Genomic DNA, 21,126 nt, shown 5'->3' on the forward strand with positions numbered 1-21,126 from the left:
ACAGGCGGGGGTTGAGGAGGAGTTGAAGTCAACGCGGCGATTACGCGTTGGCTTCCTTAACTTCGCGGATGCGGTCCTGATACTCGCGCAGTTTCTGCGGGGTCATCATTCGACGCTGATCGTCGAGCACCACACCGCCGACTTCGTCAGCGATATGCTGGGCAGACTGTAGCATCAGCTTAAAGTTTTGCAGTTCGTCGCCGTAGGACGGCACCTGCATAAAGATAGTCACACCCGGGGTCACGAAATCACCGGTCATTTCCGGATCAAAGGTGCCAGGGTTAACCATGTTGGCCAGGCTGAACAGCGCCGGGCCGCTACCGTCAGGACTCAGGTGACGATGGAAAATGTTCATATCGCCAAACTTGAAGCCTGCCTGTTGAATACTGTTAAGCAGAACGTCACCGTTGAGATGGCTACCGTGATGCGCGGCCACGTTCATAATGATCACCGCTTCTTTACGCTGCGGTTTTTCAACAACCGGCTCTGGCTCTACAACGGGCTCAGGCTCAACGTGCGGTGCCGGAGCGGGCTGAGGCGCAGGCTGTACATGAACAGGCTGCTGCGGTTGTTGTACCGGCTGAGCAGGCTGTTGTTGCACGGGCTGCTGCACCGGTTGCTGTTGAACCGGCTGGGCAGGCTGCTGATAGACAGGCTGTTGCGGCGGCTGGCGCACCGGCTCTTCCACAGGCTGCTGCGCTGGCTGGCGCGGCTGTGCGGAAGCATACGGCGGTTGATACTGGTGCTGCGAAGGACGAGGTGCTTCTTGCTCCCCATGGCCTGCGCCGGGCGCAGTATTGACCCGATGAACACGAACTTCACCCACGCCGTCGTCGTCGCTGCCGTCGATGTCATCTTCACTGTCATCGTCATCACGACTGGACTTCATGCGCTTCAGTGGGCGATCGCGAAACATCGAGGAACGCTCTTTACGGCTGGTCCAGAAACCATGTACCAGTAAAGCGATTATGGCGATCGCGCCAACAATGATTAATATCAGACGCAAATCCTGCATCATTATATTCTCTGTTGTTCTAACACCTTGCCACCACGGCAAACATTTACTCACTAAGAGTATTTGCCGTTTACGTCAAGTGCAAGTGTGTGCAGAGCATTCACAGCATAAAGATGAAGGAAATCGTGCTTTTTGCTGGTTTTTCGAACATTTCCGAACTGGTCATTGCTCCGTAAGTGGATAATATAGGCGGGCAATTCCACTGGTTGTGTAAAAAGGAGTACAGCCTGGCTATGGTTTCAACATCTTCTTCTCCCCCGCGCAGCGGCGTCTGGTATTTTTCTCAGGGCTGGAAACTGGTCTCCCTGCCGGGGATTCGACGCTTCGTCATTCTCCCACTGTTGATCAACATTATTCTGATGGGCGGCGCGTTCTGGTGGCTGTTCACCAAGCTGGAGAGCTGGATCCCGTCCATGATGAGCCATGTGCCGGACTGGCTGCAGTGGCTGAACTACCTGCTCTGGCCGGTGGCGGTGATTTCCGTGCTGCTGGTGTTTGGCTATTTCTTCTCGACGATTGCGAACTGGATAGCCGCACCGTTTAACGGTCTGCTGGCGGAACAGCTGGAAGCGCGGCTTACCGGCGCGACGCCGCCGGACACGGGCATATGGGGGATCATGAAAGACCTCCCTCGCATTATGAAGCGTGAATGGCAGAAGTTTGCCTGGTACCTGCCCCGCGCGGTTGTGCTGCTTATCCTCTACTTTGTGCCAGGCATTGGCCAGACGGTGGCACCCGTGCTGTGGTTCCTGTTCAGCGCCTGGATGCTGGCCATCCAGTACTGTGATTATCCGTTCGATAACCACAAGGTGCCGTTTAAAACGATGCGCACCGCCCTGCGCAGCCAGAAGGTCGCCAATATGCAGTTTGGCGCGCTGACCAGCCTGTTCACCATGATTCCCTTCCTGAATCTGTTCATCATGCCCGTCGCCGTCTGCGGCGCGACGGCGATGTGGGTCGACGGCTACCGTGCTAAGCACGCGTTATGGAAATAATGCAAAAATGTGTAAAGCAGGGGTGGCTTATGCCGCCCCTTATTCCATACTGATCCCCATTATTTCCTTGCAGTATATAGATATGCGAATTCCTTACTTCCCCCTACCTGCTCAACAGGTATGCTGGGTCGGTATCCCAATTTCATACAGTTAAGGACAGGCCATGAGTAAGATTTATGAAGACAACTCGCTGACTATCGGTCATACGCCCCTGGTTCGACTGAACCGTATCGGTAATGGACGCATTCTGGCGAAGGTCGAATCACGTAACCCGAGCTTCAGCGTAAAATGCCGTATCGGTGCAAACATGATTTGGGATGCTGAAAAACGTGGCGTACTGAAGCCGGGCGTTGAGCTGGTGGAACCGACCAGCGGCAATACCGGTATCGCCCTGGCCTATGTGGCTGCCGCGCGCGGCTACAAGCTAACGCTGACCATGCCAGAAACCATGAGCATCGAGCGTCGTAAGCTGCTCAAAGCGCTGGGCGCGAACCTGGTGCTGACCGAAGGCGCGAAGGGCATGAAGGGCGCCATTCAGAAAGCCGAAGAGATTGTGGCCAGCGATCCGGCTAAATATCTCCTGCTGCAGCAGTTCAGCAACCCGGCTAACCCGGAAATTCACGAGAAGACCACCGGTCCGGAAATCTGGGAAGATACCGACGGCCAGGTTGACGTCTTTATCTCCGGCGTGGGTACCGGCGGTACGCTGACCGGCGTGTCGCGCTATATTAAAGGCACAAAGGGTAAAAAAGACCTGATCACCGTTGCCGTTGAGCCAACCGACTCACCGGTTATCACCCAGGCACTGGCGGGTGAAGAGCTCAAACCCGGCCCGCACAAAATTCAGGGTATTGGCGCAGGCTTCATTCCGGGCAACCTGGATCTGAAGCTTATTGATAAAGTGGTCACCATCACTAACGAAGAAGCCATCTCTACCGCGCGTCGCCTGATGGATGAGGAAGGCATTCTGGCGGGTATCTCTTCCGGTGCGGCCGTTGCGGCAGCGCTCAAGCTTCAGGAAGATGAAGCCTTTACCAACAAGAATATTGTGGTTATCCTTCCGTCCTCGGGTGAGCGTTACTTGAGCACCGCACTGTTTGCCGATCTGTTTACCGAAAAAGAGCTGCAACAGTAGTGCCAGCATGTTAATAACGCGTAAAAAAGCACCTTTTCAGGTGCTTTTTTGTGGCCTGCTTCAAACTTTTACCCCTCCTGGCATTGCTTCACCCCGAAGGGTCTGGTATTTAAACCAGCAATTATTTTGATGCGTGAAATTAATCGGCAAACGAAATAGCCTTGCTGAATCGATTTTATGATTTGGTTCAAGTCTTGCTTTCGCTGCATAATGTTTAATGACGATCGAAACGTCAGCGCTAACAATACAGGCTAAAGTTCAGTCGCCAGGCTAGACTTTAGTTCCACAACACTAAACCTATAAGTTGGGGAAATACAATGTTCCAGCAAGAAGTTACCATTACCGCTCCGAACGGTCTGCACACCCGCCCTGCTGCTCAGTTTGTTAAAGAAGCAAAAGGCTTCACTTCTGAAATCACTGTGACTTCCAACGGCAAAAGCGCGAGCGCAAAAAGCCTGTTCAAACTGCAGACTCTGGGCCTGACTCAGGGCACCGTTGTCACCATCTCTGCAGAAGGTGAAGACGAGCAGAAAGCAGTTGAGCATCTGGTTAAACTGATGGCTGAGCTCGAGTAAGTTTCCGGGTTCTTTTAAATATCAGTCACAAGTAAGGTAGGGTTATGATTTCAGGCATTTTAGCATCCCCGGGTATCGCTTTCGGCAAGGCACTGCTGCTGAAAGAAGACGAGATCGTCATCGACCGGAAAAAAATTTCTGCCGACAAGGTTGATCAGGAAGTTGAACGTTTTCTGAGCGGTCGTGCCAAGGCATCTGCGCAACTGGAAGCAATCAAAACTAAAGCTGGCGAAACTTTCGGTGAAGAAAAAGAAGCCATCTTCGAAGGGCACATCATGCTGCTCGAAGATGAGGAGCTGGAGCAGGAAATCATAGCCCTGATTAAAGATAAAGGCATGACGGCCGACGCGGCTGCGCATGAAGTTATCGAAGGTCAGGCAACTGCCCTGGAAGAACTGGATGATGAATACCTGAAAGAGCGTGCGGCTGACGTACGTGATATCGGTAAGCGCCTGCTGCGCAACATCTTGGGCCTGGCCATCATCGACCTGAGCGCGATTCAGGATGAAGTGATCCTGGTTGCCGCTGACCTCACCCCGTCTGAAACCGCACAGCTGAACCTGAAAAAGGTCCTCGGTTTCATCACCGACGCGGGCGGCCGTACCTCCCACACCTCTATCATGGCGCGTTCTCTGGAACTGCCTGCCATCGTGGGTACCGGTAGCGTCACCTCTCAGGTGAAAAATGGCGACTATCTGATTCTGGATGCCGTAAACAATCTGGTTTACGTCAACCCAACCAATGAAGAGATCGACAAACTGCGCGCGGTTCAGGAGCAGGTTGCGACTGAAAAAGCGGAACTCGCTAAGCTGAAAGACCTGCCAGCCATCACCCTGGACGGCCATCAGGTTGAAGTGTGCGCAAACATCGGTACCGTCCGCGACGTTGATGGCGCTGAGCGCAACGGTGCGGAAGGTGTCGGTCTCTATCGTACAGAATTCCTGTTCATGGACCGCGACGCGCTGCCAACGGAAGAAGAGCAGTTTGCTGCTTACAAAGCCGTGGCTGAAGCGTGTGGCTCTCAGGCGGTTATCGTCCGTACCATGGACATCGGTGGCGACAAAGAGTTGCCGTACATGAACTTCCCGAAAGAAGAGAACCCGTTCCTGGGCTGGCGTGCCGTGCGTATCGCGATGGATCGTAAAGAGATCCTGCGTGACCAGGTTCGTGCGATCCTGCGCGCCTCTGCTTTCGGTAAACTGCGCATCATGTTCCCGATGATCATCTCTGTTGAAGAAGTGCGTGCACTGAAGAAAGAGATCGAAATCTACAAACAGGAACTGCGTGACGAAGGTAAAGCGTTTGACGAGTCAATCGAGATCGGCGTGATGGTGGAAACACCGGCGGCGGCGACCATTGCGCGTCATTTAGCCAAAGAAGTTGATTTCTTTAGTATCGGTACCAATGATTTAACGCAGTACACCCTGGCAGTTGACCGTGGTAATGATATGATTTCACATCTCTACCAGCCAATGTCACCGTCCGTACTGAACTTGATCAAGCAAGTTATTGATGCTTCTCATGCAGAAGGTAAATGGACTGGCATGTGTGGTGAGCTTGCAGGCGACGAACGTGCTACACTTCTGTTGCTGGGTATGGGTCTGGACGAATTCTCTATGAGCGCCATTTCCATCCCGCGCATTAAGAAGATTATCCGTAACACGAACTTCGAAGATGCGAAGGTATTAGCAGAGCAGGCTCTTGCTCAACCGACAACGGACGAGTTAATGACGCTGGTTAACAAGTTCATTGAAGAAAAAACAATCTGCTAATCCACGAGATGCGGCCCAATTTACTGCTTAGGAGAAGATCATGGGTTTGTTCGATAAACTGAAATCTCTGGTTTCTGATGATAAAAAAGACTCCGGAACTATTGAGATTGTTGCTCCGCTCTCCGGCGAGATCGTCAACATCGAAGACGTGCCGGATGTAGTGTTTGCTGAGAAAATCGTTGGTGATGGCATCGCTATCAAACCAACTGGCAACAAAATGGTTGCTCCAGTTGACGGCACCATCGGTAAAATTTTTGAAACCAACCATGCGTTCTCTATCGAATCTGATAGCGGTATCGAACTGTTCGTTCACTTCGGTATCGACACCGTTGAACTGAAAGGCGAAGGCTTCAAACGTATCGCGGAAGAAGGCCAGCGTGTGAAAGTTGGCGACCCGGTGATTGAATTCGATCTGCCACTGCTGGAAGAAAAAGCCAAGTCTACCCTGACACCGGTTGTTATCTCCAACATGGACGAAATCAAAGAACTGATCAAACTGTCTGGCAGCGTCACCGTGGGTGAAACCCCGGTTATCCGCATCAAGAAGTAATTCTTGCCGCACAGAAAAATGGCGCCTTCGGGCGCCATTTTTGTTTATGCGGGAAGAATGAGCTCGTCGTAGCCTTTCGACTGGGTATAAAGCATCACGTCCGTCACCCGATCGCCGGCCATGCGAATGGCATCGGCAACGGTTTTCCCCTCAACAATGCCGCTCACCAGCTCTGAACAGAACAGGTCTCCCGTCCCTTTCAGATCGGTTTCTACCCGCGGATGCGCGCTGACGGTCACGCCTTCATTCGTCACCAGCACCACGTGGATGTTTTGCGGGTCGTCAGCGACCGGCGCGCTGGTGATCGCCACCCATTTCAGGCTGTCAGAGAGCAATCCCTGTGCCGCCGCGATGGCGCTTTCCGGCGTACGGCACGGTTTGCCGCTTAACACTTCCAGTTCAAAGACGTTTGGCGTGATCCCCTGCGCCAGCGGCAGCAGGTGCTCCCGATACGCTTCGGGGATCTCGGGCTTCACGTACATTCCGCTGTCGATATCGCCGATAACCGGGTCGACCAGCACCAGCAGGTCAGGATGCTGCGCTTTGACCCCCTTCAACCACTGCGCCAGCAGGACGATCTGGCTGGCACTGCCCATATAGCCGGTGGTGACCGCTTTAAGCTCGCGCAGGATCTCGCGCTCTTCCAGCGCCTTCAGGTAGCCGCTGAACCACTCGTCGGGGATCACCCCACCATAAAACGTGTCGTAGTGCGGCGTGTTGCTAAACAGTACCGTTGGCACGGCGGTGACGTTCAGCCTGTGGGTTCGAATATTCGGTACCGCAATGCTGTTCCCCACGCTGCCGTAAACCACCTGCGACTGCACGGCGACAATATCGGTTTGCTGCGCCCGGGTATTATCCCGGAATAGAATCATCTCCATGACGCTTAAATCCCCGCCCCCTGCGAATAACTCTCTTCACCAAAGACGCCGGTAGACAGATAGCGATCGCCGCGATCGCAAATAATCGCCACCACCACCGCGCCCGGATTTGCCTTTGCTACCCGAATCGCACCCGCTACCGCGCCGCCCGAGCTGACGCCGCAGAAGATGCCTTCGCGCACGGCCAGCTCACGCATGGTATTTTCCGCCTCGCGCTGGTGAAGATCCAGCACCTGGTCCACAAGCTGCGCATTAAAGATGCCGGGCATATACTCCGCAGGCCAGCGGCGAATGCCCGGAATGCTGCTCCCCTCTTCCGGCTGCAGGCCGACAATGGTGACGGCTTTATCCTTCTCGCGCAGAAAGCGCGATACCCCGGTAATAGTGCCAGTGGTACCCATGCTGGAGACAAAATGAGTGATCCGCCCGTCGGTTTGCTGCCAGATTTCCGGACCGGTGGTGGTGTAGTGCGCGTACGGGTTGTCCGGGTTATTAAACTGATCGAGCAGTTTACCTTCGCCGCGCTCGGCCATTTCTAATGCCAGGTCGCGCGCGCCTTCCATCCCCTGCTCTTTGGTCACCAGAATCAGCTCGGCTCCGTAGGCACGCATCGCGGCGCGGCGCTCCTGGCTCATGTTGTCCGGCATCAGCAGCTTCATGCGATAGCCTTTCAGCGCCGCAATCATCGCCAGCGCGATACCCGTGTTACCGCTGGTGGCTTCAATCAGCACGTCGCCCGGCTTAATCTCGCCGCGCTTTTCGGCCTGGACAATCATCGACAGCGCCGCGCGGTCTTTCACCGACCCCGCCGGGTTATTGCCTTCGAGTTTGACCCAGATTTCGCTGCCGTTGTCTGGCCCCATGCGCTGAAGCTTGACCAGAGGCGTGTTGCCGATGGTGTTTTCGAGTGTATTCACGTTTTTTACTCAATAAAAAAGCCGGGCGCGCGCAGCGATCCCGGCCTACAAGACGCAGTGATAACTGTAGGCCCGGTAAGCGCAGCGCCACCGGGCGATAAACATCCTAATAACCTATCAGGCTGACTCCGCCAGAGCAATATCCTCGCGCGTCTCGATGCGCTCCTTGCCGTGATAAATACGGGCGTGCTGCAGACCGACAAACAGGCGCTCTCCTCGGTGCGGCGGCACGTCGTCGCGCATGACCACGGTCAGCGGCTCGGTATACCAGCCCAGGGGCTGTACCACCAATTGGGTGTAGTGACCTTTAGGGCTAGCTTCCAGCACCTGCACCGGCAGCGGTGAATCCAGGCTGGTTCGGCGGCTCACGTCCACTTCCCACGGACGCAGGAACAGATCGACCGGTCCCTGATGCGCGGAGGTATAGCCCAGCGGCCAGCGGTGCGCGCCCACGTGGAACTGCCCACCGCGAATAGTACCCTGAAGACGGTTTACCTCGCCCATAAACTCCAGCACGAAGCGGGTCGCCGGTTCGCGCCAGAGCTGCTCCGGTTCGTCAACCTGCTCAATGTTGCCCTGGCTCATGACCACCACGCGATCCGCGACTTCCATCGCCTCTTCCTGGTCATGGGTTACGAAGACGCTGGTGAATTTCAGCTCTTCATGGAGCTGACGCAGCCAGCGGCGCAGCTCTTTACGCACCTGTGCATCCAGCGCGCCGAAAGGTTCATCCAGCAGCAGAATTTGCGGCTCAACGGCCAGCGCACGCGCCAGCGCCACGCGCTGTTTCTGCCCGCCGGACAGCTGGGCCGGGAAACGATCCGCCAGATGAGCCAGCTGCACCATCTCCAGCAGTTTGGTCACCTTCGCCTTAATGGTTGCCGCATCCGGGCGCTCGCGACGCGGCAGCACGGTCAGGCCAAACGCGATGTTGTCGAACACGGTCATGTGGCGGAACAGCGCGTAATGCTGGAACACAAAACCTACTTTACGATCGCGGGCATGCAGGCGGCTCACGTCGGTGCCGTGAAAACGGATATGCCCGCTGGTCTGATGCTCAAGCCCGGCGATAATACGCAGCAGCGTAGTTTTACCCGAGCCAGACGGCCCCAGCAGCGCCACCATTTGTCCGGAAGGGATATCCAGCGAGATATCATTCAGCACCTGGGTGCGACCAAAAGACTTCTTAATATTGGCAATCTCAATGCTCATGATTTCCCTCCTGATGCTGACGTTTTTCCTGATTTTCTAAACGCCACTGCACCACACTCTTCAAAAACAGGGTCAAAATCGCCATCAGCGTCAGCAACGCTGCGGCAGTAAACGCGCCGATGGTGTTGTAGTCCTGCTGCAGCAATTCAATCTGTAGCGGCAGCGACAGGGTTTCACCGCGAATGGAACCGGAAACAACGGAAACGGCACCGAACTCACCAATCGCGCGGGCGTTGGTCAGCACCACTCCGTAAAGCAGCGCCCAGCGAATGTTCGGCAGCGTCACGCGGCGGAACATCTGCCAGCCCGACGCCCCCAGCAGCACCGCCGCTTCGTCTTCGTTGCTCCCCTGGCTTAACATCACCGGCACCAGCTCGCGCACCACAAATGGACAGGTCACGAAGATGGTGACCAGCACCATACCCGGCCAGGCGAACATGATCTGCAGGTTATGCGCATCCAGCCAGCCGCCAAGCGGGCCGTTGGAGCCGTAAAAGAGCAGGTACACCAGACCCGCCACCACCGGCGATACGGCGAAAGGAATATCCAGCAGGGTCAGCAGCAGCTGACGTCCCGGGAAGTTAAAGCGCGTCACCAGCCAGGCCAGCAGAGTCCCGAACACGAGGTTCACCGGCACGGAGATCAACGCAATCATTACGGTCAACCAGATGGCATGCAGCATATCCGGGTCTGCCAGGTTTTCCAGCGCGGGCATCAGGCCCTTGCTGAACGCCTGAACGAAGATATAAACCGTCGGCACGACGAGAATGAGGGCGGAAACCAGCACGCCCGCCCCAATCAGAAACCATTTACCCCAGTTGATGCGGGGTGCATCGTATCGCTTCAATTGCGTAACTTCCGCCATCAGTGACCTACCACTCGTCGACCAAAGCGACTTTGCAGAGTGTTAATTGAGTACAGCAGCAGCAGCGAGGCCGCCAGGATCACCGAGGCAATTGCGCTCGCCGCCGGATAATCAAACTCCTGCAAACGGATGAAAATCATCAGCGAGGTGACTTCCGTTTTCCAGGCGATGTTCCCGGCGATAAAAATCACCGCGCCGAACTCACCAAGGCTGCGGGTAAACGACAGCGCAACGCCCGCCATCAGCGCCGGAGAGAGCTCCGGCAGCACCACCTTGCGGAAGCTCTGCCAGCGCGTGGCGCCCAGCGTTTCCGCCGCTTCTTCGTATTCCGGACCCAGCTCTTCCAGCACCGGCTGCACGGTACGGACCACAAACGGGATGCTGGTAAAGGCCATCGCCACCGCTATACCGAGCCAGGTATAGGTCACCTTGATGTCAAATTTCGCCAGCCACTCGCCGTACAGCCCGTTCACGGAGAAGAGCGACGCGAGGGTTAAGCCCGCCACCGCCGTCGGCAGCGCAAACGGCAGATCCATCAGGGCGTCAAGCAGCGTACGGCCCGGGAAGCGATAGCGGGTTAAAATCCACGCCATCAGCAGGCCGAACACGCCGTTAAAAATGGAGGCGACAAACGCCGACAGCAGCGTCACCTTATAGGCCGCCACCACCTGCGGGTTGGTGACCACGTCCCAGTACTGCGCCCAGCTCATCTGCGCAAGCTGCATCACCAGCGCGCTGAGCGGCAACAGCAGGATCAGGCAGACGAACAGCAGGCTGGTCCCGAGGCTTAAGGTAAAGCCCGGCAGCACGCGTTTTGTCGATACTGCAAACATTACTTATGCCCCGCCGCCAGCAATTTATCTAACTCACCGCCGCTGGCAAAATGCGTTTTCATCACGTCTGGCCAGGAGCCAAAATGATCTTCCACGCGGAACAGCGCGGTCTGCGGGAATTTATCTTTCAGCTTGTTCATCACGTCCGGGTTGTTCACGCGGTAGTAGTAATCGGTAATGATGGTCTGCGCCTGAGGGCTGTACAGGTAGTTGAGATAGGCTTTTGCCGCTTTCTCGGTACCGTTTGCCTGCACGTTTTTATCCACCCATGCGACCGGGAATTCGGCCAGAATGTTGGTTTTCGGGATAACGACCTCGAAGCCCTGCGCTTCGTACTGTTTGCGGATGTTATTCACTTCCGATTCAAAGCTGATCAGCACATCCCCGAGACCGCGTTCTGCGAAGGTCGTGGTCGCCCCACGGCCGCCGGTATCAAACACTTCGACATTTTTCAGGAACTGGGTCATGAACTGCTCGGTTTTGGCTTTATCGTTACCGTCAGCCTTGTCCGCCGCGCCCCACGCGGCTAAATAGGTATAACGCGCGTTACCGGAGGTTTTTGGGTTCGGAAAAATCAGCTTCACGTCGGAACGGACCAGGTCGCTCCAGTCGTGGATATTCTTCGGGTTGCCCTTACGCACCAGGAAGCCCATGGTGGAGTAGAACGGCGAGCTGTTGTTCGGCAGTCGGCTCTGCCAGTCCGCCGGAAGCAGCTTGCCTTTGTCGTGCAGGATCTGCACGTCAGTGACCTGGTTGTAGGTCACCACATCCGCTTTCAGCCCCTGGAGAATGGCCAGCGCCTGCTTGGACGAACCGGCGTGGGACTGCTTGATGGTCAGCTTATCGCCGTTATTGTCTTTCGCCCACTGCTGTTCGAACGGGGGGTTAAGGGCGGCAAACAGCTCGCGGGAGACGTCATACGAACTGTTTAACAGTTCAGTCGCCTGCGCCTGTGCCACCAGCAGTAAACCTGCCAGCGCCAGAGTTCCTTTTTTTAGTACAGTAACGGCCATTGCGCACCCTTATAAATGTGATGACTATCTTATAGTCATAATATTTATAACGGGGATGAAAGGAGTAACGGTTTTATATACCGTTTGGTGATTTAGAAGCAGAAAAGGGAATAAGGGGGGCGGGGAAAATTGCCGGGTGGCGCTAACGCTTACCCGGCCTACGTATGGAGAGCGGTTTTACAGCGCCAGCAGACGCTCAACGGACGGCGCAAAGTAGTAGCCGCCGGTCACCGGTTTGGTGAAGCGCAGCATGGCGTCGCGCTTACCGTCGGTATCGCCGAACATGCTCAGCAGCTGCTGCTCAATGTTATACAGGCGCGCGCAGTAGGCGCAGAAGTAGAGGCCGTGCGTGCCGCTTGCGGTACCGTACGGCAGGCTCTGGCGAACAATCTTCAGCCCTTTGCCGTCTTCCTTGAGGTCAACGCGGGTCAGGTGAGAGGTAACGGGACGGTCGTCGCCGTCGATCTCTTCGTTGGCTTCTTTAGTACGACCAATCATCATCTCCTGGTCGTGCACGCTCATACGGTTAAGCTGCTTGAGGTTGTGCTCCCAGCGCTGCACGAACACGTAGCTGCCGCCCGCGTCCACGCCGTCTTTAATCACTGCCACGTCGCGACGAACCTCTTCACCCGCCGGGTTTTCCGTCCCGTCGACGAAGCCGCTCAGATCGCGCTCTTCGACCCAGCGGAAGCCGTGAACCTCTTCCTGCACCTCAATGCTGTCGCCAAAGGCCGCCACAGCGGCCTGGGCAACGGAAAAGTTCACGTCGTGACGCAGGGAGAGAATGTGGATCAGCACATCATATTGGGTCGCAGGTGCCAGACCTTTGCCGTAAGGGATGAAGTCTTTCAGCTCTTCCGCCCCTTCGCCACCGCTCAGCTGACGCCAGACGTTATTGCCAAAGGCAACAACGGCGCCGAGGTGGGCTTCCGGGAATTTGGCCTGGAAGGTGGCCAGCTTATCAACAAACGCTTTACTGGCCGCACGCAGGGCATCCACGTCCCCTTTAACATTGGCTTCAATCCAAATCGCCGCGCGGCAATGTTCTGGCAAAATGCCACTCTGAACCTGAGACATCGCTCCTCCTGAAATAAAGATGCCACGTCAGCGTGGCATTGATGGCGGGTATTATACCCTGATTTCAGCGAGGCGGTTTGTTCAGGCGCAAATTACTGCTTCCAGAGTATTTTGCTCACTTTCCAGCTCTTGAGCGTGTCGTCAGAGGGCATCAGTCCTTCCGGTCCGCTCCAGGTTCCGGTGAAGACATAGCTGATGTGCTGGCTGCCTTCCGCCTTACACTCCACCGCGACCTTATCGTCAGACGGCACGCTGGTGCAATTGCCAAAAGCCTGCTTATAAAGATCGCTAAACGGGGTCCCTACTTTCACGCCGCTAGCGGTCGGAATATCTTCATCCATCACCGCAATTCGGTTTACCGTGCCTTTGTCACCGTTGATCACCAGCGCCAGCTTGTCGCCCTTCAGCGCTTCGTAATAGCGAACAATATTGCCATTCTCCGTTTTCATGCCGCTGCGCAGACGGTAATCGCTGCTGAGCGCATCCTGAATAGCATTCTGATCCAGCGCCGTCGCGGCGGTAATTTTCCCCACGCCCTGCTCGGTCACTTCCGTTGATGAGCCAAACCAGTTCCACGGATACGCGGCGGACCAGTTAATGGAGGAGAGAGTCGAACAGCCGGTCAACGCCAGCGGGAGAGCGCATAAAAGTAAACGCAGCGATTTCATTGAAACGTCCTTTCTAATTAAATCAACGCTTGTTGGAGTGCGACATCGGCAAAAAGTGCCGGATTAATCATCCTGAGGCGCAAAACAGGCGCGAAGACGCGGATTCGTCAGCAGCCACAGCAGCGCCACAATATCGGCAACCACCAGCGCAACGCCGGTGCCCGTCAGCGGTTCACCATACCACCAGAGTACCGGCTGCCAGAAGAGCAGCGCAATCTGGGCAAGGATCAGCAGCCCGCGAAGCGCGGGCCACAAACGCGGGATCGCCTGCCGCCGGCCGCTGCACAAAAACGCCACCACCGCCGGTACGCCCGGCAGTAGTCCGAGCCAGAAGGCGTCATGATCGGGGTAAAAGAGATTCAGCAGCGTGTCGCCCTGCCCGCGCGACGCGGCGGCCATCACAAACAGCACCCAGGTCCGGGCCTGGAGCAGCAGAACGCACCAGAATAAAAAGGGCAGCCTGACGCGGCCCTGCGCGTCATAGTCTGCCGGATGGATCTCAGTACTCTTCATCTTCGATCAGACGCTTGCCCAAAGTCAGCACGTCAGCATGTTCATAGCCCAGACGCTCATACATGCCCAGCACCACGTCGTTATCTTCCCGCACCATGATCTGGATTTTTGGGCAGCCGCGGGCGATCAGCTTCTTCTCGAGTCGGTTCAGCAGCGCATTGGCAATGCCGCGGCCACGGTATTCCGGGTGAACGCCCAGATAATAGGCCGAGCCGCGGTGGCCGTCGTAACCGCCCATTACCGTCCCCACAACCTCGCCATTAACTTCCGCGACCAGAAACAGACTGACGTCGTGATTCACCTTACGTTCGATATCCATTTCCGGATCGTTCCACGGACGCAGCAGATCGCAGCGCTCCCAAAGGGTGATCACCTCTTCGAAATCTTCCTGGCGAAAAACGCGTATCTCCATGGTATTAACCGCCTTTTCGGGTTTAAAAACAGTGATTATGGCGCGAAGCACGCCTTTAGCCAATAACCGGGGAAAATCTCGCCAAAATTTGGCATAATGTCACTTTGTCACGTATTGAAATGAAAAGTAAAACAATTCTCAATATGGACTGTCGTAACGGGAAACACGATACGATATAACACCAGGACCCCATTTTTTAGTATTCAGGCCGCATGAGCACATTCAAACCATTAAAAGCACTCACATCGCGTCGTCAGGTTCTCAAAGCGGGGCTGGCGGCCTTAACGTTAACGGGCATCGCAAAGCAGGCTCAGGCGAAAGACGAGAGCACGCTCAAAACCAGTAACGGACACAGCAAACCGAAAGCCAAAAAGCCGGGCGCGAAGCGTCTGGTGATGCTCGACCCAGGGCACGGCGGGATTGATACCGGCGCCATCGGCAAAAACGGGTCGAAAGAAAAACACGTCGTGCTGGCAATTGCAAAAAATGTGCGCGCAATTTTACGCAGTAACGGCATTGACGCCCGTCTGACGCGCTCTGGCGATACCTTTATTCCGCTGTATGACCGCGTAGAGATCGCCCACCAGCACGGTGCGGATCTGTTTATGTCGATCCACGCCGACGGCTTTACCAACCCTTCTGCGGCCGGTGCCTCGGTGTTTGCGCTTTCCAACCGTGGCGCCAGTAGCGCCATGGCAAAATATCTCTCCGACCGCGAAAACCGGGCGGATGAAGTCGCCGGGAAGAAAGCCACTGACAAAGACCACCTGCTACAGCAGGTGCTGTTCGACCTCGTGCAGACGGATACGATCAAAAACAGCCTGACGCTCGGCTCGCATATTCTGAAGAAGATTAAGCCAGTGCATCGTCTGCACAGTAAAGGCACCGAGCAGGCAGCGTTCGTGGTGCTGAAATCACCGTCCATCCCGTCCGTGCTGGTGGAAACCTCCTTCATTACCAACCCGGAAGAGGAGCGACTCCTCGGCACCACGGCGTTTCGTCAGAAGATCGCCAACGCCATCGCCTCCGGCATTATCAGTTACTTCAACTGGTTCGATAACCAAAAAGCGCACTCCAGGAAACGTTAATGAAACCCGATGCTCAACTGGTCAAAACCTTCCTGCTGCAGCTGCAGGATGAGATCTGCCAGAAACTGGCCGCCGCAGACGGCGGTGAATTTCAGGAAGATACCTGGCAGCGCGAAGCCGGAGGCGGCGGGCGCAGCCGCGTGCTGCGAAACGGCGGCATCTTCGAACAGGCGGGCGTGAATTTTTCCCACGTTCACGGCGACGCCATGCCTGCGTCTGCGACGGCACATCGTCCCGAGCTCGCAGGCCGCAGCTTCGAGGCGATGGGCGTCTCGCTGGTGGTGCATCCGCACAACCCGTTTGTGCCCACCAGCCACGCCAACGTGCGCTTTTTCATTGCGGAAAAAACGGGCGCCGACCCGGTCTGGTGGTTCGGCGGCGGTTTCGACTTAACGCCCTATTACGGCTTCGAAGAGGATGCCGTGCACTGGCACACCACCGCGCGGGATCTTTGCCTGCCGTTTGGCGAAGACGTCTACCCGAAATTTAAAAAGTGGTGCGACGACTACTTTTACCTGAAGCACCGCGACGAGCAGCGCGGCATCGGCGGGCTGTTCTTTGACGATCTCAACACGCCGGATTTTGATACCGCGTTCAGCTTTATGCGCGCGGTGGGTGAAGGCTATACCGACGCGTACCTGCCGATTGTCGAACGCCGTAAAAACACCAACTATGGCGTGCGCGAACGTGAGTTCCAGCTCTACCGTCGGGGGCGCTACGTGGAATTTAATCTGGTGTGGGATCGCGGGACGCTGTTCGGCCTGCAGACCGGCGGACGCACGGAGTCGATTTTAATGTCGATGCCGCCGCTGGTGCGCTGGGAATATGACTGGCAGCCGGAAGCGAACAGCCCGGAAGCCGCCCTTAGCGAGTTTATTCAGATCCGCGACTGGGTGTAGTTTACCTGACCTGATGACGGCTAGCGCCTTATCAGGCCTGCAACGACTGAGGCACCGCCCCGCAGGCTGGATAAGGCGCAAAGCGTCGTACCCGGCACAATAATGTTATCACGCCCACTGGCGCATACGCTGATGCAGCGTCAACGACGGTTTCTCCGCAAACAATTGCTGATAGTCAGTGGCAAACTGCCCCAAATGCCAGAATCCCCACTGCATGGCGGCGTCTTTTACCGTCACGCTTTGCGACCACGGGCTTATCAGCTCGCGACGCACGGCGTTCAGACGAATACGTTTTAACCAGGCATTCGGACCAATTCCGAGTATCGTGTGAAAGGCGTTTTGCAGCGTCCGACGGCTGACGTGCAACTGATTACACAGGTCAAGTACGGTCAGCGGCTCTGACATATTTTCCAGCACATATTCGCGCGCACGCGACAGCAGGCGACGATAGCTCTGATGGCTGATACTCTCGGCCGTGATTATCGGCTGCGCTTCTTCCAGCATTGTGCCCATCGCCAGCAGCAGGTTATCGCCCAGCACTTTGCGTACCGCAGGTTGATGGAGGTTTACCGGATTCTCGCTAAATGTCGCCAGCGCCTGCTGCACAAATCCCCATAGAGCAGCTTTGTGTTGTTCTTTCACTTCCAGCGCCGACTGGTTACGCAGCATATGCATCACCCTTTCCGGGTTATGCAGGAAGTTGGCCTGACGGGCAATCGCCTCTTCCGAAATAACGACGCCCAGAATGGTGTAATCATCTGGCGTACTCAGTTCAAACTCCGTCCCGCCCGGGCGGGTGGCAATTTCAGCGTTACCCAGACACTGGGTGCCAATAAATCCCTGTTCGCCGCCCGTGGCCGGAATACCAAACCAGAACGAGTTCGGCCAGACAAGACATGACTGACGCAGCGCCAGTCCGGTGTATTCACGGAACACCTGAATATCGTCGAGCAGGATTTCCGTGAACTCGCCATGAAATTTTCCCGGATGTAGCTGGTCGTAGATTTGCTGCCAGGCGGTAATCGTCAGCGCATGCTCATACACATCCGTTGTGCGCCGCTGATGAACGTTGTCCACCTCCACTTTCGGCGTAAGTTTAACGTCTTCGGGTAATGCTTCATGATAAAGATGGTGCAGGTTTGCAGTTCGGGTCTTTTTCATGATCTTTTAAGCCGGAAGCCTCCACGAAGCCCCCGGCCCTCCGACAGGTTAATTTTTTAAGCGATAGCGACTACTGCGTTTACGCAACGCTCCGTGAGAAAAGAGCTGTTCCAGCGCCTTTCTGGCTTCATCAAGTGACCAGCCAAAGTGGGCAGCCACTTCCCCTGCCGTCATTCCTTGACGGACCGATGCCAACAGCGCCAGAAGTTGCTCAGAGGATTCAGACGTCAACGGGGCATCCTGCGTCTTCTGCGGATTTACCTCTGTTTTCACTTCTGGCTTCTGTTCTGGTTTCTTCGACTGGCGCGTAAAACCGCCGATCAGCCACTGGGTGTCATCGTCCGGCCGGCCTATTTCCTTACGGCTGATAACACGGCCTGTACGCGCTGCGGCAGCGCTGCCGGCATCCAGCGCTGCGCGGCACGCAGCCAGATCGCCTTCCACCACCAGCGTCAGCCGGCCAGGATCGAGCACTTCGTGGCTCAGCAGACGCACGTTAGCGGCTTTCAACATGGCATCTGCCGCGTCGACGCCAGCCACCATGCCATCCACTTCCAGTAATCCCAGTGCATTGATCATCACTACCTCTCTTACGCGCGCTGGACTGGATTACGGGCAATATCCAGCACGGCATCAGCAAAGGCGTTACAGGCGGCTTTACAGGCGGCCTGGCTACCGGTCAAAAACGCGGCCGAATAGTTGGTTTCTGACGGTGGCGGCACATAGGTGACAATCTGCACATCGGCAGATTTCAGCGCAGCATCAATACCCAACGTCGCCTCCAGCGGCGGCGCCACCAGATACGCCATCGGATCACCAGGTCGGCATCCTGCGGTCGCCGAGAGATACGACCCGGTACGCGAAACCACATGCGCCAGGAAAGCGGTATCTTCTGCGTCATTTGCCCACTGGAAAGCCGCACCGCTTTCAATATTGGCCACCATCGCGTCCAGACCTGCGCGAACTTCGGCCGGGTTTGGCCCTCCGAGCATAATCAGCACTTCGCCCGAGGTTGGAGAGGGGCTGTGCGCCGCGCCGGCATACAGCGAGCGGCCATAAACCACTTCGACCATTGCCTGTTTTGTCGCTTCGTCTGCGGCAATATACGCCACGTCATCAGAATCTGCTGTGATGAGTCCAAGGCTACGTATATGTGGCGGTAATTTAAGTTCACGGGCAAAACCGTCATTTACCGAGGCAATCACGCGCATTGCGGTGACTGAAGGTCTAATCAAATCTAATGCTGGCATGATGCCTCCTTAACGGGTCATATTGATGCCGGATGCTTTTTGCTCCAGCATGCGCCTGGCCAAATCCACAATCACCGCCGCCGCTTCAACCGGTGGCGTACCGCCCTGATGAATATTCGAGATACAGGTACGGTCAGCTTCAACGGTCGTCGCCACGCGCGGCGAATAGACGGCATAGCAGGAAAGGCTTTCAGACTGGCCAAGGCCCGGACGTTCCCCAACCAGCAGGATCACCGCTTTCGCACCAAGCAGTTCGCCGATCTGATCTTCGATTTTCACGCGACCATAGCGAACAAAGAACGGTGTCCCAACCTTCAATCCGGCCTGTTTTAAGCCCGACAACAGCGGCGGCAGGATCTCTTCGTAGTTGGCGGTAATGGCGTCGGTAGACAGGCCATCAGAGATAATCACCTGCACATCCGGGTTCATTACACACTGTGATTTCAGCGCTTCAATGGCTTCCGCACTCAGACGACGCCCCAGATCCGGGCGCGTCAGGTACAGGTTTTTGTCACTGATTTCCGAGCGTACTTCCAGCAGCCCCTGGGCTTTTACCCACTCTTCGGGCACTTCTTTCAACACCGTGTCTTTTGAACGCGAGTGATCGGCCAGGAAACGCAGCAGCGCCTGAGTGCGCGGGCGTGGACCGGCACGGCCGGTACATACACGCGCGGCGGTGCTGCGGCGCAGCTCGGTCAACACCTCTGCGCGGTGCGGGTTCTCAACGCCAATCCACGCTTTGGCCTCGGCTGAGCCTAAATCCATTGCACAGCTTTCACCCGTTGGTGCAGCACACTGCGCGGTGCTACATTTCTCTTCAGGTGACGACGCTTGCGCCTGCGGCTGCGACTCTCCCATTGACGCCATAACGCTGCGTACAATTTCTTCAATCTGTTTTTGATCCATCGTGTGTCATCCCCGCGTCATCAGAAGAACAGTGACGGATCGCCCGCCCGTTTGGTCAGGCGACCGTTTGCCATAATGCCCATGGTTTCCAGCCAGCGTTCAAACTCCGGCGACGGCCGTAAATTCAGCAACTGACGGACGGTGGCGGTATCGTGAAAGGCGGTGGTCTGATAGTTGAGCATGATGTCGTCACCGAGCGGCATGCCCATGATGTAGTTGCAGCCAGCGGTGGCGAGCAGAACCATCAGGTTTTCGTTGAGGTTCTGGTCAGCATCAGCATGGTTGGTGTAGCAGCAGTCGCAGCCCATTGAGATGCCACTCAGCTTGCCCATAAAGTGATCTTCCAGACCCGCGCGAATAATCTGACGATCGTTGTACAGATACTCCGGCCCGATAAAGCCCACCACGGTGTTCACCAGAAACGGATCGTAGTGACGCGCCAGCCCGTAGTTACGCGCTTCCATCGTCACCTGATCGGCACCGAAGTTAGCGCCTGCGGAGAGCGCAGACCCTTGTCCGGTTTCGAAGTACAGGCAGTTTTCACCGGCGATGCGGTTGAACTCCGCGCCCACTGCGCGTGCTTCATCCAGCATGGCCAGCTCAACGCCGAACTCTTTTAAGCCTTTCTCGCTGCCGCAGATACTCTGGAAAATCAGCCCGCCCGGCGCGCCGCGACGAATCGCTTCGATCTGGGTGGTAACGTGTGCCAGTACGCAGCCCTGGGTCGGGATGTTGAATTTATCGATAACGCCGTACACGGTATCCAGTACGCGGCTTAAGTTTTCCACATCATCCGTTACCGGGTTTACGCCAATTACCGCATCGCCCGCACCGAAGGAGAGTCCCTCGTAGATTTGTGCCGCAATACTCTGCACGTCATCACGGGTGTCGTTCGGCTGTAAACGACAGCTGAAAGTGCCAGGCAGACCAATAGTGGTGTTGGCCTTTTTGATCACCGGCATTTTCTTACCGCCGTAGATCAGGTCCGCGTTAGAGCAGATTTTTGCTACCGCGGCGACCACTTCCGACGTTAACCCTTTACGCGTAAACGCAATGTCATCAACGGAGGTTTCATCGCTCAGCACGTACTCGCGCAGTTCGCTGATGCTCCAGTTTTTGATGCGGTTATAGGCCGTTTCGTTGACGTCATCCTGAATCAGACGCGTGACGCAGTCCTCTTCATAGGAAATCACCGGGTTATTGCGGATATCCGCCACCGTCATTTCTGACAGCACCTGCTTGGCCGCCACGCGCTCCTGCGAACTGGTTGCAGCTACCCCTGCCAGCACATCCCCCGAACGCAGTTCGTTGGCTTTTGCCAGCACCTCTTTCACATCCTTAAACTGATAAACATTGCCGAACAATGTGGTCTTTAGTTTCATAAGTCGT

At 56.0% G+C, this 21,126-nt stretch carries 23 protein-coding genes; 7 read left to right on the forward strand and 16 right to left on the reverse strand.

Translation table 11 applies throughout. The features are described 5' to 3' along the window. Positions 1-40: 40 nt before the first annotated feature. Positions 41-1,018: a cell division protein ZipA gene (gene zipA, locus AC0TNG_RS10050; RefSeq protein WP_032646698.1), complete on the reverse strand. Its 978-nt coding sequence runs from the start codon at positions 1,016-1,018 to the stop codon at positions 41-43. 230 nt (positions 1,019-1,248) lie between these two features. On the opposite strand from zipA, the gene cysZ reads away from it, so the two are divergent. The 5 genes from cysZ to crr all read left to right on the forward strand — a co-directional run bounded on the left by cysZ (position 1,249) and on the right by crr (position 6,042). Further along, positions 1,249-2,010, forward strand: coding sequence for a sulfate transporter CysZ (cysZ, locus tag AC0TNG_RS10055; RefSeq protein WP_473713442.1), 762 nt, complete (start codon positions 1,249-1,251; stop codon positions 2,008-2,010). 163 nt (positions 2,011-2,173) lie between these two features. Beyond that, positions 2,174-3,145, forward strand: a complete 972-nt coding sequence (gene cysK / locus AC0TNG_RS10060; protein WP_014884739.1) for a cysteine synthase A — start codon at positions 2,174-2,176, stop codon at positions 3,143-3,145. 317 nt (positions 3,146-3,462) lie between these two features. Then, the gene (gene ptsH / locus AC0TNG_RS10065) at positions 3,463-3,720 is read left to right on the forward strand and encodes a phosphocarrier protein Hpr (protein WP_000487600.1); all 258 of its coding nucleotides are present in this window, start codon (positions 3,463-3,465) and stop codon (positions 3,718-3,720) included. A 44-nt stretch (positions 3,721-3,764) separates the two neighbouring features. Continuing rightward, on the forward strand, positions 3,765-5,492 hold the full coding sequence (gene ptsI / locus AC0TNG_RS10070) for a phosphoenolpyruvate-protein phosphotransferase PtsI (protein WP_032646702.1): 1,728 nt from the start codon (positions 3,765-3,767) through the stop codon (positions 5,490-5,492). A 40-nt stretch (positions 5,493-5,532) separates the two neighbouring features. Then, entirely contained in the window at positions 5,533-6,042 is a 510-nt protein-coding gene (gene crr, locus AC0TNG_RS10075) for a PTS glucose transporter subunit IIA (RefSeq protein ID WP_003861316.1), read from the forward strand. A gap of 44 nt (positions 6,043-6,086) precedes the next feature. Here the strand turns inward: crr and pdxK are convergent, their stop codons facing one another. The 10 genes from pdxK to AC0TNG_RS10125 form a co-directional block, all read right to left on the reverse strand. After that, complete coding sequence (gene pdxK / locus AC0TNG_RS10080) at positions 6,087-6,923, reverse strand: pyridoxine/pyridoxal/pyridoxamine kinase (RefSeq protein ID WP_417927651.1); 837 nt, start codon at positions 6,921-6,923, stop codon at positions 6,087-6,089. Positions 6,924-6,928: 5 nt separating this feature from the next. Continuing rightward, positions 6,929-7,840 carry a cysteine synthase CysM gene (gene cysM, locus AC0TNG_RS10085; protein ID WP_370883420.1) on the reverse strand — a complete coding sequence of 304 codons (912 nt, stop codon included), beginning with the start codon at positions 7,838-7,840 and terminating at the stop codon, positions 6,929-6,931. Between the two features lie 117 nt (positions 7,841-7,957). Next, complete coding sequence (cysA, locus tag AC0TNG_RS10090) at positions 7,958-9,052, reverse strand: sulfate/thiosulfate ABC transporter ATP-binding protein CysA (RefSeq protein ID WP_008501607.1); 1,095 nt, start codon at positions 9,050-9,052, stop codon at positions 7,958-7,960. Beyond that, positions 9,042-9,917, reverse strand: coding sequence for a sulfate/thiosulfate ABC transporter permease CysW (gene cysW, locus AC0TNG_RS10095; protein WP_024907608.1), 876 nt, complete (start codon positions 9,915-9,917; stop codon positions 9,042-9,044). The genes cysA and cysW overlap by 11 nt, the downstream gene beginning before the upstream one ends. Continuing rightward, positions 9,917-10,750, reverse strand: coding sequence for a sulfate/thiosulfate ABC transporter permease CysT (gene cysT / locus AC0TNG_RS10100; protein ID WP_004123378.1), 834 nt, complete (start codon positions 10,748-10,750; stop codon positions 9,917-9,919). The genes cysW and cysT overlap by 1 nt, the downstream gene beginning before the upstream one ends. Further along, complete coding sequence (locus AC0TNG_RS10105) at positions 10,750-11,763, reverse strand: sulfate ABC transporter substrate-binding protein (protein ID WP_032646709.1); 1,014 nt, start codon at positions 11,761-11,763, stop codon at positions 10,750-10,752. The genes cysT and AC0TNG_RS10105 overlap by 1 nt, the downstream gene beginning before the upstream one ends. A 177-nt stretch (positions 11,764-11,940) precedes the next feature. Next, the gene (locus tag AC0TNG_RS10110; protein WP_023332959.1) at positions 11,941-12,840 is read right to left on the reverse strand and encodes a Dyp-type peroxidase; all 900 of its coding nucleotides are present in this window, start codon (positions 12,838-12,840) and stop codon (positions 11,941-11,943) included. Between the two features lie 92 nt (positions 12,841-12,932). Next, on the reverse strand, positions 12,933-13,508 hold the full coding sequence (locus tag AC0TNG_RS10115; protein WP_032659315.1) for an RpoE-regulated lipoprotein: 576 nt from the start codon (positions 13,506-13,508) through the stop codon (positions 12,933-12,935). A 63-nt stretch (positions 13,509-13,571) separates the two neighbouring features. Continuing rightward, entirely contained in the window at positions 13,572-14,021 is a 450-nt protein-coding gene (locus AC0TNG_RS10120) for a DUF2919 domain-containing protein (protein WP_473713443.1), read from the reverse strand. Beyond that, entirely contained in the window at positions 14,008-14,433 is a 426-nt protein-coding gene (locus AC0TNG_RS10125) for a GNAT family acetyltransferase (RefSeq protein WP_024907604.1), read from the reverse strand. Before AC0TNG_RS10125 ends, AC0TNG_RS10120 begins: the two co-directional genes overlap by 14 nt. A gap of 212 nt (positions 14,434-14,645) precedes the next feature. Between AC0TNG_RS10125 and amiA the strand changes: the two genes are divergently transcribed. Then, on the forward strand, positions 14,646-15,521 hold the full coding sequence (gene amiA, locus AC0TNG_RS10130) for an N-acetylmuramoyl-L-alanine amidase AmiA (protein WP_024907603.1): 876 nt from the start codon (positions 14,646-14,648) through the stop codon (positions 15,519-15,521). Beyond that, entirely contained in the window at positions 15,521-16,420 is a 900-nt protein-coding gene (hemF, locus tag AC0TNG_RS10135; protein WP_148770400.1) for an oxygen-dependent coproporphyrinogen oxidase, read from the forward strand. Before amiA ends, hemF begins: the two co-directional genes overlap by 1 nt. Before the next feature lie 108 nt (positions 16,421-16,528). On the opposite strand, the gene eutR is transcribed toward hemF, so the two are convergent. The 5 genes from eutR to eutB are packed head-to-tail and all read right to left on the reverse strand — an operon-like array spanning position 16,529 to position 21,119. After that, entirely contained in the window at positions 16,529-17,581 is a 1,053-nt protein-coding gene (gene eutR / locus AC0TNG_RS10140; RefSeq protein ID WP_473713444.1) for an HTH-type transcriptional regulator EutR, read from the reverse strand. Between the two features lie 48 nt (positions 17,582-17,629). Further along, entirely contained in the window at positions 17,630-18,160 is a 531-nt protein-coding gene (eutK, locus tag AC0TNG_RS10145) for an ethanolamine utilization microcompartment protein EutK (protein ID WP_473713445.1), read from the reverse strand. Between the two features lie 11 nt (positions 18,161-18,171). After that, on the reverse strand, positions 18,172-18,831 hold the full coding sequence (eutL, locus tag AC0TNG_RS10150; RefSeq protein WP_024907599.1) for an ethanolamine utilization microcompartment protein EutL: 660 nt from the start codon (positions 18,829-18,831) through the stop codon (positions 18,172-18,174). 9 nt (positions 18,832-18,840) lie between these two features. Next, a complete protein-coding gene (gene eutC / locus AC0TNG_RS10155; protein WP_024907598.1) occupies positions 18,841-19,737 on the reverse strand; it encodes an ethanolamine ammonia-lyase subunit EutC in 897 nt (298 codons plus the stop codon). A gap of 20 nt (positions 19,738-19,757) precedes the next feature. Further along, positions 19,758-21,119, reverse strand: a complete 1,362-nt coding sequence (gene eutB / locus AC0TNG_RS10160) for an ethanolamine ammonia-lyase subunit alpha (protein WP_208763136.1) — start codon at positions 21,117-21,119, stop codon at positions 19,758-19,760. Between the last annotated feature and the right edge of the window lie 7 nt (positions 21,120-21,126).

This window comes from Enterobacter sp. PL_is514 (genome assembly GCF_055816715.1).

Coding starts and splice junctions, on each gene's coding strand:
- zipA (WP_032646698.1), bottom strand. CDS start 1,018: ATGATGCAGGATTTGCGTCTGATATTAATCATTGTTGGCGCGATCGCC.
- cysZ (WP_473713442.1), top strand. CDS start 1,249: ATGGTTTCAACATCTTCTTCTCCCCCGCGCAGCGGCGTCTGGTATTTT.
- cysK (WP_014884739.1), top strand. CDS start 2,174: ATGAGTAAGATTTATGAAGACAACTCGCTGACTATCGGTCATACGCCC.
- ptsH (WP_000487600.1), top strand. CDS start 3,463: ATGTTCCAGCAAGAAGTTACCATTACCGCTCCGAACGGTCTGCACACC.
- ptsI (WP_032646702.1), top strand. CDS start 3,765: ATGATTTCAGGCATTTTAGCATCCCCGGGTATCGCTTTCGGCAAGGCA.
- crr (WP_003861316.1), top strand. CDS start 5,533: ATGGGTTTGTTCGATAAACTGAAATCTCTGGTTTCTGATGATAAAAAA.
- pdxK (WP_417927651.1), bottom strand. CDS start 6,923: ATGGAGATGATTCTATTCCGGGATAATACCCGGGCGCAGCAAACCGAT.
- cysA (WP_008501607.1), bottom strand. CDS start 9,052: ATGAGCATTGAGATTGCCAATATTAAGAAGTCTTTTGGTCGCACCCAG.
- cysW (WP_024907608.1), bottom strand. CDS start 9,917: ATGGCGGAAGTTACGCAATTGAAGCGATACGATGCACCCCGCATCAAC.
- cysT (WP_004123378.1), bottom strand. CDS start 10,750: ATGTTTGCAGTATCGACAAAACGCGTGCTGCCGGGCTTTACCTTAAGC.
- AC0TNG_RS10105 (WP_032646709.1), bottom strand. CDS start 11,763: ATGGCCGTTACTGTACTAAAAAAAGGAACTCTGGCGCTGGCAGGTTTA.
- AC0TNG_RS10110 (WP_023332959.1), bottom strand. CDS start 12,840: ATGTCTCAGGTTCAGAGTGGCATTTTGCCAGAACATTGCCGCGCGGCG.
- AC0TNG_RS10115 (WP_032659315.1), bottom strand. CDS start 13,508: ATGAAATCGCTGCGTTTACTTTTATGCGCTCTCCCGCTGGCGTTGACC.
- AC0TNG_RS10120 (WP_473713443.1), bottom strand. CDS start 14,021: ATGAAGAGTACTGAGATCCATCCGGCAGACTATGACGCGCAGGGCCGC.
- AC0TNG_RS10125 (WP_024907604.1), bottom strand. CDS start 14,433: ATGGAGATACGCGTTTTTCGCCAGGAAGATTTCGAAGAGGTGATCACC.
- amiA (WP_024907603.1), top strand. CDS start 14,646: ATGAGCACATTCAAACCATTAAAAGCACTCACATCGCGTCGTCAGGTT.
- hemF (WP_148770400.1), top strand. CDS start 15,521: ATGAAACCCGATGCTCAACTGGTCAAAACCTTCCTGCTGCAGCTGCAG.
- eutR (WP_473713444.1), bottom strand. CDS start 17,581: ATGAAAAAGACCCGAACTGCAAACCTGCACCATCTTTATCATGAAGCA.
- eutK (WP_473713445.1), bottom strand. CDS start 18,160: ATGATCAATGCACTGGGATTACTGGAAGTGGATGGCATGGTGGCTGGC.
- eutL (WP_024907599.1), bottom strand. CDS start 18,831: ATGCCAGCATTAGATTTGATTAGACCTTCAGTCACCGCAATGCGCGTG.
- eutC (WP_024907598.1), bottom strand. CDS start 19,737: ATGGATCAAAAACAGATTGAAGAAATTGTACGCAGCGTTATGGCGTCA.
- eutB (WP_208763136.1), bottom strand. CDS start 21,119: ATGAAACTAAAGACCACATTGTTCGGCAATGTTTATCAGTTTAAGGAT.